Annotated in this window: 8 protein-coding genes; 3 read left to right on the top strand and 5 right to left on the bottom strand. The window is 44.9% G+C overall.

Annotated features, from left to right (window positions below; genetic code table 11):
* Positions 1 to 450: 450 nt before the first annotated feature.
* The 3 genes from gltX to chiP form a co-directional block, all read right to left on the bottom strand.
* Positions 451 to 1,875, bottom strand: coding sequence for a glutamate--tRNA ligase (gene gltX, locus OU793_RS18875; RefSeq protein WP_005482241.1), 1,425 nt, complete (start codon positions 1,873 to 1,875; stop codon positions 451 to 453).
* Positions 1,876 to 2,053: 178 nt separating this feature from the next.
* The gene (locus OU793_RS18870) at positions 2,054 to 2,650 is read right to left on the bottom strand and encodes a DUF2057 domain-containing protein (RefSeq protein WP_005453993.1); all 597 of its coding nucleotides are present in this window, start codon (positions 2,648 to 2,650) and stop codon (positions 2,054 to 2,056) included.
* A gap of 122 nt (positions 2,651 to 2,772) precedes the next feature.
* On the bottom strand, positions 2,773 to 3,894 hold the full coding sequence (chiP, locus tag OU793_RS18865) for a chitoporin (RefSeq protein ID WP_005454008.1): 1,122 nt from the start codon (positions 3,892 to 3,894) through the stop codon (positions 2,773 to 2,775).
* A gap of 475 nt (positions 3,895 to 4,369) precedes the next feature.
* Here chiP and OU793_RS18860 point away from each other — a divergent pair, with 475 nt between their 5' ends.
* Positions 4,370 to 7,105, top strand: coding sequence for a heavy metal translocating P-type ATPase (locus tag OU793_RS18860; protein ID WP_140103454.1), 2,736 nt, complete (start codon positions 4,370 to 4,372; stop codon positions 7,103 to 7,105).
* A 21-nt stretch (positions 7,106 to 7,126) separates the two neighbouring features.
* On the top strand, positions 7,127 to 7,576 hold the full coding sequence (locus OU793_RS18855) for a DUF411 domain-containing protein (RefSeq protein ID WP_005454003.1): 450 nt from the start codon (positions 7,127 to 7,129) through the stop codon (positions 7,574 to 7,576).
* A gap of 64 nt (positions 7,577 to 7,640) precedes the next feature.
* On the opposite strand, the gene OU793_RS18850 is transcribed toward OU793_RS18855, so the two are convergent.
* The gene (locus OU793_RS18850) at positions 7,641 to 8,333 is read right to left on the bottom strand and encodes an oligogalacturonate-specific porin KdgM family protein (protein WP_005453980.1); all 693 of its coding nucleotides are present in this window, start codon (positions 8,331 to 8,333) and stop codon (positions 7,641 to 7,643) included.
* 436 nt (positions 8,334 to 8,769) lie between these two features.
* Entirely contained in the window at positions 8,770 to 11,421 is a 2,652-nt protein-coding gene (locus OU793_RS18845; protein WP_140103452.1) for a beta-N-acetylhexosaminidase, read from the bottom strand.
* Between the two features lie 560 nt (positions 11,422 to 11,981).
* On the opposite strand from OU793_RS18845, the gene OU793_RS18840 reads away from it, so the two are divergent.
* On the top strand, positions 11,982 to 12,854 hold the full coding sequence (locus tag OU793_RS18840) for a TraB/GumN family protein (RefSeq protein WP_021449670.1): 873 nt from the start codon (positions 11,982 to 11,984) through the stop codon (positions 12,852 to 12,854).
* The last annotated feature ends 114 nt before the right edge of the window (positions 12,855 to 12,968 follow it).

Raw genomic sequence — 12,968 nt, 5'->3', positions numbered from 1 at the left:
ATCGTTATCGAGTTCTCACTGACGGGTTGAACTATAACGCTAAGAAATCACGAGACAAATCCCAAAACTGTCAATTTCGTGTCATCAAAAAGTTCTACATTATGTGATCTTGAGCACTCAAAGACCCACCCCGCCAACCACGCAAACGTTTGCGTCACTTTTTAAAACCAGACAGCTAAAGCAAGTTTATTTCTCAATATTGAGACAACAATTAGGGAACTTTAGGATTTATAAATATAAATCAGAGAGATATTTTGAATACGAACGGTTAATTTTTATTCATATTAGGCATATATGGATTACAAAAACTTATCCATTTTTGAACAACTAAAAAGCAAAACGAGCAGTTTATATCCTTAGCAAAATTAAGCTTTATAGTGCTGTGAACCTTCAGATACAAAAAAGCCGCGACAAATATCGCGGCTTAGAATGACTATTTATTCAGTCTAATTATGCGTTTGCTTCACGCTCAGCAATGAACTCTAGCGCCATTTTGATGCGAGCAACACAACGTTCTTTGCCGATCAACGCCATTACAGCATCAACAGAAGGTGATTGACCGCCGCCTGTTACTGCAACACGAAGTGGCATACCGATTTTACCCATGCCAATTTCAAGCTCTGCACATACGTCAGCGATCATTTGGTGTAGGTTTTCTGTAGTCCACTCTGTGATCGCTTCCACTTTCGCAAGTGCTACTTCTAGAGGCTCTTTCGCTACACCACGCAGGTGCTTCTTCGCTGCGCCCGCTTCAAACTCAGAGAAATCTTCGTAGAAGTAACGAATTTGCTCAGCAAGCTCAACAAGAGTATGACAACGCTCACCGACTAGCTTGATCACGTCAGTGATCGCAGGGCCGTTTGTTACGTCCAGTTTTTGCTGATCTAGATGCCATTGTAGATGCTCTGCAACGTACGCAGGATCTGAGTTCTTGATGTAGTGGTTGTTCAACCATTGCAGTTTATCCGTGTTGAAAGCAGACGCTGACTTAGATACTGCGTTTAGGCTGAACAAGTTGATCATCTCTTCTTGAGAGAAGATTTCTTGGTCGCCATGAGACCAACCTAGACGCACTAAGTAGTTGTTTAGTGCCGCAGGCAGGTAACCCATATCACGGTATTGCATTACTGATACTGCACCATGACGCTTAGACAGTTTCGCACCGTCATCACCTAAGATCATTGCACAGTGTGCAAACGTTGGTACTGGCGCACCCAATGCTTCGTAGATGTTGATTTGACGAGGCGTGTTGTTGATGTGGTCTTCGCCACGAACGACGTGAGTGATACCCATGTCCCAGTCATCCACTACTACACAGAAGTTGTAAGTAGGTGAACCGTCAGTACGACGAATGATTAGGTCATCCATTTGATCGTTGCGGATTTCGATACGGCCACGAATTTGGTCTTCGAATACTACGCTACCCTCTTTTGGGTTACGGAAACGGATAACACATGGGTCACCGTCTTTTGCCGCTTCGTTTGCCGCTTTGATTTTTGGATGGTTTGCATCGTAACGAGGCATTTCTTTGTTTGCTTCTTGCTCTGCACGGATTTCATCTAGCAGCTCTTTAGACGCGTAACACTTGTACGCTTTGTCTTCAGCAAGAAGCTTATCAACCATTTCGTTGTAACGATCAAAACGTTGAGTTTGGTAGTAAGGACCTTCATCCCACTCCAAGCCTAGCCATTCCATGCCTTCTAGAATCGCATCAACGGCTTCCTGAGAGTTACGTTCAAGGTCTGTATCTTCGATACGTAGAACGAATTCGCCACCTTGGTTTTTAGCGTATAGCCAAGAGTAAAGTGCAGTACGCGCACCACCAACGTGTAGATAGCCAGTTGGGCTAGGAGCAAAACGAGTTTTAACCGTCATTTGAGTTCCTTAGGGGTAATGAGCAACGAGAGGGCTCTCGTTGTGATGTCAAGGATAAAAGTGGCGACATTTTACCACCGTAAGTCAATTCTACAATCGGTTTGACACCAGAAATACAAACAGGGCAGCACCAATATAGGTACTGCCCTCTTATTTATTGTTTAAGCGCGAGACGAAATTACTTCAGGTTACGCATCGCCCATTGCATGAACTCTTGTTGCTCTTCACGGCTGAGTTCATTGAACGACTCTTTCAATGTTTTCGTCACCGCAGGAGATTGCGCGATACTGCTCTTAGTCGCTTGTTTGTTCATTGCGTTGTTGTAGTCGGCCACTTCTCGCTCGTAATCACGAAAACCTTGCAAACCACCTTTACGGAGCTGAACCATAGAGAAATCCACTTCTTTTCCGTTTTTATCCTTTAGTACCACTTTTGGATCGAGTTCGAAGGCTTTCGCTTCTTCAATGGTGCGGAAGGTTTTGTAAGTCAGAGAAAGTTCAGCATCTTTTTCTGCATCAAACTCTAATAAAAGAGGCTGCGAATCAAACTTACGGCGCTTTCCATCTTCAAACACAATTTGACCAACAGTCACCGCTAACTGGTTTTCACCGTCTTTTAGCTCGATACTGTTGTTGTCAGAGATCCACTCAGGGTAAACGAACTCACCATTAATAACGCGAGGCACTAATTCCTTTTGCAGAGTCAACTGAGCAGCGAAGGCAGGCGCAGAAAGGATTGCGCAAATTCCAAGAAGTGTCGTTGTTTTTTTCATCATGGTTTCTCACTTTATACCAATTTAGATAAGCCACTGAAACTTACAGGCCAGTCATTTCAATGGCTTATATGAATAAGTATCAAGACAAAAAGGGCGTTTCCGCCCTTTAAGCTGCTTCTTTATTAGAAGTAGTATTCAACACCTACAGAGAACTCATCGTAGTCAGCTGACTTCCAACGCGCTTCTGCTGGTTTATCTAGTTGAGACGCACCGTCACCGAAGTCTAGAGTACGAGCACGTACGTAAAGCACTGCAGATGGGTCTACGAAGTACATAACTTGTGCAGATAGTACATCGTCTGCTGTATCGTTAATTGTCTTACCGTCACGTTCTAGGTCGAAGTTCGCTGCGTAACCTAGCTTGTACTGCCAGTCACCTGTTGTGTACATCAGACCTGCAGACATTGCATCTTGCTTCTCGTTCACGCCGTTGCTTGCGTCCGCTTCCATGTATTTGTATTGAGCGAAGAACGAAATACCGTTATCAAACCAACCTTGAACACCAACTAGGTACGTGTTGTTTTCCCAAGTTTGACCTTCAGATTCAATGTTACGGTTACCTTCGTAAGCAGCATCCAATTGTAGTGGACCTAACTTGTAGTGAGCCGCGATACCGCCCCAGTAATCGTCACCAGCACCCAGACCCGCTTTATCACCAGCACCCGCAGCGATGTCTAGAGAGAACTTGTCTGCGTACATTGGAGAGTCCCAACGAATGGTGTTTGATTGACGGTCTTGGTACTTAGCACCACCGATTGCACCACCCCAGTCGTAAACATCGCCTAGACCTGGGTTAGATGCTGGCCAGTCAACCAACTCGTACATAGGTGTCAAAACACGACCTAGACGAACTTGACCCCAAGAAGCACTTTCAAAACCGACGAATGTGTCACGCTCACCAAGACCAGCACCCTCGCCACCAAAGCTAGGGTCTACGTAACCACCTTCGATTTGCCAAATAAAGGTAGGACCGAAGTTAGCAAATTGTTTTTTACCACGGAAACCGATACGAGATTCGTTGTTTAGCTGCATGCCACCTAGGTCGTCATCCGTTGCTTTGCTGCCAGAATCGTAATCGCGGTACGCGGCCTGCATCGCGATGATCCCGTAAACTTCATAAGAGAAAGAATCTTTTGTTAGGTACTCTTTCGCAGCATCGCTGTTTGCGCCATCAGCAAGAGCTGCACCACTGAACATCATGCCTGTGATTGCCGTAGCAAGTAGGCTTTTCTTTAGGTAAGACATTTTTAACCCCTATATTTTTAGTTTTTTCCATTTTCAAATTCGCTAACTAGGACATTGCAGGAACTTGAAACAATGTTTGGACGGGGCAAATATGACAAACTTTTTTCGCAGTAAAAAACTTTCCCAGCAGCAATCTGAGCAAGTTCAAAATGAGAAGATCAAAAACAATATCAATCCTTATTTTTCAATTATTTATATAGATAAATAAAAAAATAAAAACGTCAAAAGTGAGTTTTTACGCTGTTCTGACATAAGAAAAGCTTCAAATTCGTGAGCGACTTCATTCATGTTTTAGGAGTTTTAACGGAACTTTATATTCAGAGAGAAAAAACCTTGAGATCACTCGCAACACAACAGAGGAAGAAACTGAGCTTTACTGACAGTTTTGACGAAATTGTTTCGCCAATGAAATGCTTGACCTTCCCCTTGATGTAAGGTTTAAGCTCTCTACATCGCTATTATTGAGGACAAGTTTATGAACCAGTTCGTTGTACCGTTATCGGGGCTCAACTGCATGGGTTGTGCAAGGAAAGTAGAGAAAGCGTTACACGCTAATCACGATGTTGAAATCATCAATTTGTCTCCGACCTCTGTAGAATTAAAGACGGATGCGTCTTTATCTGACGTGGTCGCCTCAATTGAATCCCTTGGTTACCAAGCTGGTACCCATTATGAGCTCCAACTATCGGGGCTAAGCTGCGGTGGCTGCGTTAAAAAACTCTCTTCTTTATTAGAGTCCAATCAAGATATTGTCTCTTTCGAAGCTTCGACAACGCACTTACGCATTCATACTCTTCTGACACAAGAGCAAGTCATCGATTTGGTGGCAAGCTTAGGCTATAGCGCAAGTGCCGAAGTGATCACAGAAGCAAATACAGAAACAAATGTATCAGCTCCACAAAAGGCAGACACGCCAACTCAAGTTGAGCAGCAACATCACGGTGAGCCTGAAGTTAAAATTGAAGAGCTACCACCAGCAGGCGCGACACAATTACAAATGCTGATTCAAGGGATGACGTGTGCCAGCTGTGTTGCCTCTGTTGAAAAAGCGCTGACTCAAGTCCAAGGCGTTGAAAAAGCGCAAGTCAACCTGGCTGAGCAAAGTGCGTTGGTTTTTGTCGATAACGATTCTGACGACTTGCACGCCGAGATTTTAGAATCGGTTAAACAAGCCGGGTATCAAGGTGAAATTCTACAAGACGCCGCAACCCAGCAAGAAAAACAAGCGCAGCAACAACGTCAGCAGCAAAAACGCTTCAAACTGGATGCTATTGCTGGCCTTGTCGTCGGTGCCCCTTTAATGATTTGGGGCGTTGCTGGCGGCAATATGATGATTCGCAACACCAACGACCAATTGGCTTGGGGCGCGATCGGTATCGTATGTTTGCTCCTTCTTGCCACGGCGGGTAAACACTTCTTCAGTAACGCTTGGTTAGCGGCCACTCACAAACGCGCCACAATGGATACCTTGGTTGCACTCGGTACGGGTGCGGCATGGTTTTACTCGATGTTGGTGGTGATTTTTCCTGACTGGTTCCCAATGGCTTCTCGTCATGTCTATTTTGAAGCCAGCGCGATGATCATTGGTTTGATTTCACTTGGTCACTATATAGAAGCTAAAGCTAAGGCGAACACAACGCGTTCCTTACAAGCGTTGATTAACTTACAACCTCAGCAAGCTACGGTCATCACGGAACAAGGCGACCAACAAATAACGGTTGAGCAAATCACGTTAGGCATGAAACTGCGTATCAAACCAGGCGAGAAAGTGCCTGTTGATGGCGTTGTGATTCAAGGTGAATCGTACATTGATGAATCTATGCTCACTGGTGAACCTGTTCCTGTATTAAAAGCGCAAGAGGCTCAAGTCTCCGCAGGTACTTTGAACACAGATGGAGCCTTAATCATTGAGGCAACGGGCATTGGCGCAAATACCATGCTGGCTCGTATCATCCGCATGGTGCGCACAGCGCAAAGCAGTAAGCCTGCCATCGCGAAATTGGCAGACCAGATTTCATCGGTGTTTGTCCCTGTCGTTGTTGGTATAGCAATACTGGCCGCGATCGTTTGGTTTGCCGTTGGCCCAGAGCCAAAAGCGAGTTATATGCTTGTGGTCACCACAACGGTACTGATCATCGCCTGCCCTTGTGCTCTAGGCTTAGCAACCCCACTTTCTGTCACGGTGGGAGTGGGTAAAGCCGCAGAACTCGGCATTTTGATCAAAGACGCCGATGCTCTGCAATTGGCAAGCAAAGTCGACACGGTTGTATTCGACAAAACGGGCACACTGACCCAAGGAAAACCGAGCGTTCAGCAAGTGTTTACTCACGCCACCAGCCAAGAAGAACTATTGGCTTTAGCGTATGCGGCAGAGCGTCAGTCTGAGCACCCACTGGCAAAAGCGGTGTGTGATTATGCCAAACAACACAACGCAAAAGACGTCTCATTAGACAAGTTTGAGAACGTTCGCGGACGCGGCATTTTGGCGACGTATCAAGACAAACCGCTGCTTATTGGTTCGCTGCAGTTCATGCAAGCAGAAAACGTTGAGACCAGCGCACTAAAACCAGACATCGATGAATGCGCAAAAAATGCGTGGACTCCGGTAGCTGTGGCATTGAACGGCGAACTGATCGGTCTGATTGCCATTGCCGACCCAATCAAATCAGATGCGAAACAAGCGCTCTCTGCATTAAAATCGCAAGGCATCAAAACGGTAATGCTGACGGGTGATAACCAACACGTTGCCAATGCTATCGGCCAAGAACTTGGCATTGATGAAGTGATCGCCCAAGTAATGCCAGATGAAAAAGCTCAGCACATTGAGCAACTTCAATCTCAAGGACATGTCGTGGCAATGGTGGGGGATGGCATTAACGACGCCCCTGCTCTCGCGTTAGCCAACCTTGGTATTGCCATGGGTAGCGGCAGTGATGTCGCCATTGAAAGTTCGCAAATGACCATCCTGAACACGTCACCAATGGCGGTAGTACATGCGATTGAACTGTCTCGCGCTACACTTAAAAATATGAAGCAAAACCTATTTGGTGCCTTTGTTTACAACTCGTTGGGTATTCCAGTTGCCGCTGGCGTGCTTTACCCAGCGTTTGGATTTTTGCTCAGTCCTGTTGTCGCAGGAGCGGCAATGGCACTATCTTCAATTACTGTCGTTAGTAATGCAAATCGACTACGACTGTTTTCAGTAAAATAACCACTTCTTTTTGAGGGTATTATGAAGTTGAAACTATTGACCTTTGCAATGCTTGCGACCGTGTCCGCCAACGTATTGGCAGCCGATGTCATTAACCACAAATCGCCATACTGTGGCTGTTGTGGAGAATGGACAAAACACATGGAAGAGAACGGCTTTACGGTCGAAGAAAAATTGCACGATGACATGAACGCCATCAAACGCGATCTAGGCATCAAGAACGAACAGCTTTATTCTTGCCACACGGCAGAGATCAACGGCTATGTGTTCGAAGGTCACATTCCAGCCGAAGACATTAAAGCGTTCTTAGAAAATCCACCACGTAACGCGAAAGGTTTAACTGTACCAGGTATGCCAATGGGCTCTCCGGGTATGGAATATGGCGACAAAAAAGACAGCTACACGGTCTACGCCTTTAACGAAAAAGGCCAAGTTTTCGAATACCGCCGCCACGAAGGTAACGACAAGTAATAAGAAAGCCCAGCAAACCAATTGCTGGGCTTTTTCTTAATGGACAGTTAAGACAAATATAAAATTAGAAGCCGTAAGAAGCACCAAATACAAAAGCGTTATTCACTAGGCTGTCGCCACTCGCGTTTTCTGCGCCATGAGCTTGAGAGCGTAATTCAAAGTAAGGCTGAACACCTTTACGCGTCCATGTCGCACGGAACTCGTGATCCATAGTTTCTGCTTCAATCATGTAAACGTTGTTGTAGCTCAGCGTCACATCTTCATTCATCACGTAACCGATGCGGTTATCCATGCGGTAATCTGTATCCGCATCTGCGTCTGTAGCGTCGATGTGAGCACGAGTACGGTTACTTAATGAGATGCCGTTATCGAAGTTGTAGCCGATCTTAACCAGTGGACGATATTGCACGTTCTCACCGGCAGAAAACAGGTGTTGGTAACCCGCCGCAACCCATAGATGATCGGTAATGTTGAATGACTGCTCACCACCCACGGTAATTGCAGGAGTCGTATTGCCTGCACCGCCATTTTCAGTTTCCAACTTACCCAGTTGAATACCATCAAACTCAGTGTAAACCGTAAAGCCACCAAATTGGTTATCAAAAGTATGACCAGCTTCAAGGGTAGACGTCACGTCAGAGCCATGAATTCGACCATCATCGTGGAATTGAACGTTACCCGTTACGTAAGAAGAACCAGCAAAAGCGCTAGAAGCGAAAGCGAGTGAAAGAGCACTCAGTGCAAAGATGTTTTTCATAATTACTGCCTTTAATTATTCACGTTATGCGATGGTTCCATGGGCTTCTTTTCCCGATCATCGCAAGCCTTGGAATGTGCCTCCGTGGCGGTGGCCATACTGAAATAATTAATTCGCAATGGAAAATAAATCCGTTTAAAAAGTGATCTCGTTCAAACCCGACTCTATAACCATAATAAAAACACTGCTAATTACAGACACTTGCGTTGATTTATAAAAATTCGTCAAAAAAATAAAATGTGATCATAAACAACTAACGATTTAATAAATGGCGAAATAACCCGACTCACTTCACATTTAATTTCTATCTTTAACACCAAAACTTATTTATCAATGCAAAATATTAAGACTTCGATCACACTTAATTTCCCTTAAAAATAAAGAAAGCCTCAACATACGTTGAGGCTTTGCCAAAAATTAACTTACAAGAATCGTATTATTTTACGCTAGTCACACGACTTGTTTTCTCACCTGTTGCCGATACAGATCGGATGAACACTTCACCTTTCACATTTGGACGAGCATTGTCTGCGTAATTCAGCCAGTTTTTGCCGTCTAGAGAGTATTGAAGCTTCACGCCAGGAAACTGAACGTTCATTGCTAGCTTGCCATCTTCTACTTTCGCACCTGGTACTGGTAGACGGTAGTCGATACCAGATTTCTCTAACTTAGCTAACTCACGTTGACCAAGTACGTTTGCAAAGCGGTTGTAGTCTTGGTTTAGCGCGGCTTTGTTTACTAGGTTCGAGTTTTGCGAGTATTCAACACCCACTTTGTAATCGTTTTCCCACTCAGCACGGTGCCATGCACGCTCTGCTGCAGCAAGTACGCGTGGGAATACCATGTACTCGAACTGTTCATCGTTACGTACGGTTTCAGACCAAAGCTGTGCAGATAGACCGTAGAAAGGTTTCGCTGCGATTTCACCTTTACCAGTAAAGCCATTGCCATCGCGGTCAACTGAGGTTTCCGCGTTCTGAGGCATGTTCTCTGGCGCAAAACCGAACATCTTACGAGTATCTGTTGCTCGTGTTGCCCAGTAGTAGCCACGCTCTTTCGGGTCTACTTCGTATGGCATATCCATGTACACGTAATCAGGGTTAGAAACGATCACGTCGTAACCTTTCTTAGACCACTCGTACACTGATGAAGTACCGCCCCAGTACAGAACGTCCCAGAAGTTAACGCGTGTGTTTTCGGTTGCAAATGCCTTCTCACCTTCGCTGTACTTAAGGCCATCTTGCCAAGCTTGGAAGTTTGGAATGCCTTTCTCAGCCACAATCTTCGACACTTCTTCTGCGAAGTGGCTTGGTAGATGAGCAAAGTCGCTTACCGTACCGTCTGCAATTAGCGTCTGACATTGTGGAGACTGTGCGAATGGCTTGTCTTGTTTAGACAGGTCAATCGTACCTTTCCAGCTTACTTTGTCTTCAGCGTTCACATCTTGGAAACCAGCGCCTAGCTTAATGTTCTTCGCTTCGTCACCACCAAAGTGCCATGTTGCTAGCGGTGCGCCCGCTTCTTGGTGCATTGCTGCGACTTCTGAAATCACTTTATCTACGAAGCGAGTGGAAGATTCCATACATGGGTTGATAAAGCTCTGCTTGTTGTAGAACTGAACCGTTGTTACGTTCGATGTATCTTGAGGATCCATCAGACGGTACTCGTTCGCTTCCGCTTCTTTACCTTCTTCGATTAGGCGGTTGTAACGTGCTTCCATTGAGATAACTGCTGCTCGAGCGTGTGCTGGCATATCAATTTCAGGAATTACTTCAATGTTACGTGCTTTCGCATACTTCAAGATTTCCACGTAATCTGCTTTGCTGAAGTAACCCGAACCGAAGTTGTCAGAAGTTGAGCCAGAACCTAGTTGTGGCAACAAGCAACTTTTTTCTTCAAGGTCAAAACAGCGGTTAGAACCTACTTCAGTCAGCTCTGGCAGACCCGGAATTTCAAGACGCCAACCCTCATCATCCGTTAGGTGAAGGTGCAGTTTGTTCATCTTGTACGCCGCCATTTGGTCTAGCGTTGCAAGGATGGCATCTTTAGAGTGGAAGTTACGAGCCACATCCACCATCACGCCACGGTAGTCAAAACGAGGAGCGTCTTGGATGGACAGTTGTGGTAGAGAATCAGCATTTTGGCTATCTACCAGGCCAAAGATAGATTGTACCGCGTAGAAAGCACCCACTTTATCAAATGCTTTAATCGCGATACCGTCGCCGTTGATGCTCATTTCGTAAGCACCCGATTTTGCTAATTCACCGGTGAAGTCTGCAGGAACAACAGTGATGCTTACAGGAAGATCACCACGAACATCCACACCTACCACTTCTGCACGATCTTGAATCGCTGCGAACTGAGCCGCATCAAATACGTCTTTAGGCAGCGCAATACCTTCTGTAATATCGACTTTGCCTTTGCCCGCCTCAACGTGCATTGGCGTTGGTAACAACGTCGTGGAGACGTCTTGTTTCACTAAGTCGTCGTTCTTCTCGAAACGCGATACCGCACTGGCAAAGATGTTGTTGTCATCTGGTGTACGTTTTAGGTTATTACCCTCAAGACCAGTGACAAAAGAAGCCACATCTTCAGTATTGAGAGAAGCGATCATTTTAGGTTCAGCGTTTGGCGCTGCAACAAATGCACCCGGCATAAAGTCTGTTTCAAAAAGCTGCCAGTATTCACCGATCAGAGGAAGAACCACCTCTTCACCCGCTGCAAAACCATCAAACTTATCAGTTGGTTCAAGTTTGTGTAGATCACCCGTTACGCGAGAGATTTTAAACTGTTCATTGTCGACATCTAGGATCAAACGAATGCTGTGAAAGTAGATCGTCCAATCTTTTGAGTTAACTGCTTCGCCTTGGTTTACTAGCGTCATGTTGACCTTGTTACAAGATGCCCACTCAGCGCCCAAATCCTGACATGCAAGACCTTCATTAGCACCATGGTTAGTGAGCACTTGATACTGGATATCAAGGTTATCAGCCAGTGAATTTACAACTTGTTGCTCAGAGCTTTGCAGAGCAGAACAACCTGCTAGTGTTGCAATAACAGAAGCAGCAATCAAACTAGGTTTCAACATCTTACTTTCCCCAAAAAGTCAGTGGTTCAAAACGACAATTACGCAATTTAAAAGCACCCAAATCTGTGGTGCTCAACAATGTCATTCAACATACAAGCAGTTATTTCTAAGCGTAAAATAAATAAAAGTAAGAAGTGATCCAGCTCAAACTCCACTCACCAAGAAAAAATATAAACACATTTATTTCATACACTTACAACCAACGTCAAAATCGAACAACTTATTTTGACGAGTTTGTTGCGATCTAAATCACCGATTCCGATTGATTTGGTATGACTTTGTAGGATTCGGATCACATCTGATTATTTTGTGAACCATTAATAACAAACTCACCAATTTAGCTTTCGTGAAGTCAATCTCATTTTTAGCGTGTCAAAACTCGTCAATATTGTTTGAAATGACGTTTTTGTCGATTGGTTGGTCTATCCAATCGTTGCAAAAAATAGTTTTAAAGTGAGCTCTGGTGTCTAAGCTTTATTTGGGTATAAAGTAATATCCCCTGTGAGTTGTAGATGCTGAAATCAGAGTCTCACCATAAGATTCAGCCGAGGATAAAAACTATGTTTCGCCTAATGACACTGATGTCATCTCTTATTGTTATCTTTACCTCCTTTTCGTCCTACGCTGAGCCTCAACACTGGCGAGCTAAAAAAGGCGACACGGAATACATGATTATCGGCTCCGTACATGTCGGTGATAAAAGCATGTATCCACTTCCGAAAAACATCACTAAGTTTTTGGAACAAAGCTCAGGCTTAATTATTGAGGCCGATGTAAGAAGCTCTGAAGGTGTGGTGTACCCAGTGAGTTCGATTCTCTCTAAAGACGTACTCGACAAAACTCAACGCCAACTGTTAGTGAACATCGCCAAAGATCTAGGCATGGCGGAAGCGCAACTTCTCAATGCGCCACCTTGGACCGCAGCTCTGACCATCCAACTCGCGCTAGTCAATAAGCTTGGCTACGTATCAGACAAAGGTGTAGACATGCATCTAATTGGTTTAGCAGAGAAAAAGCGCCTACCAGTCCTCTCGTTAGAATCGGTGCAGTTTCAAATCGATCTTATTGCTGGTCAGCCAAATGGTGGGCAAGAAATGCTGCTGTCCTCGATAGACGAATACGAAGGTGGTGACAAGCTTGTACAGTGTTTGATAGAAAGCTGGAAAAGTGGTGATGGAAGTATGCTGGAAGAGGCATCTTTAACAGACAAAGCGACGGCAGATTTTAACGAAGCGTTCTTATATTCTCGCAACCGTGATTGGGCGAAAAAACTCGATACTGGCAGTGTGCTGCCTAAAAAGTCAGGTCGCTACACCGTTGTGGTTGGAAGTCTGCATCTGGTGGGGAAAGACAACCTTATCGATTTGCTCGCACAACGGGGATTTGAAATTACCTCGCTTGGTAAAACACGCAAAGCAAAGTGCAATATTTAAAACCCAGCCAAACCATCATTACACATGCGAAAAAGGCTCTACATTTCTGTAGAGCCTTTTTCTTAATATGGTCGATGAAGAGCCATGTTCTAACTTCAGGCAAACCCTATTTAG

Origin of the sequence: Vibrio sp. VP6 (assembly GCF_028823755.1) — a bacterium.
GTDB classification, from domain to species: Bacteria; Pseudomonadota; Gammaproteobacteria; order Enterobacterales; family Vibrionaceae; genus Vibrio; species Vibrio parahaemolyticus.
The sequence above is the reverse complement of the archived record's forward strand: the minus strand, read 5'-3'. Positions and strand labels throughout refer to the sequence as shown.

What these genes read in the sequence shown, in the direction of transcription:
- gltX (WP_005482241.1), bottom strand. Translation starts at nt 1,875, where the DNA reads ATGACGGTTAAAACTCGTTTTGCTCCTAGCCCAACTGGCTATCTACAC.
- OU793_RS18870 (WP_005453993.1), bottom strand. Translation starts at nt 2,650, where the DNA reads ATGATGAAAAAAACAACGACACTTCTTGGAATTTGCGCAATCCTTTCT.
- chiP (WP_005454008.1), bottom strand. Translation starts at nt 3,894, where the DNA reads ATGTCTTACCTAAAGAAAAGCCTACTTGCTACGGCAATCACAGGCATG.
- OU793_RS18860 (WP_140103454.1), top strand. Translation starts at nt 4,370, where the DNA reads ATGAACCAGTTCGTTGTACCGTTATCGGGGCTCAACTGCATGGGTTGT.
- OU793_RS18855 (WP_005454003.1), top strand. Translation starts at nt 7,127, where the DNA reads ATGAAGTTGAAACTATTGACCTTTGCAATGCTTGCGACCGTGTCCGCC.
- OU793_RS18850 (WP_005453980.1), bottom strand. Translation starts at nt 8,333, where the DNA reads ATGAAAAACATCTTTGCACTGAGTGCTCTTTCACTCGCTTTCGCTTCT.
- OU793_RS18845 (WP_140103452.1), bottom strand. Translation starts at nt 11,421, where the DNA reads ATGTTGAAACCTAGTTTGATTGCTGCTTCTGTTATTGCAACACTAGCA.
- OU793_RS18840 (WP_021449670.1), top strand. Translation starts at nt 11,982, where the DNA reads ATGTTTCGCCTAATGACACTGATGTCATCTCTTATTGTTATCTTTACC.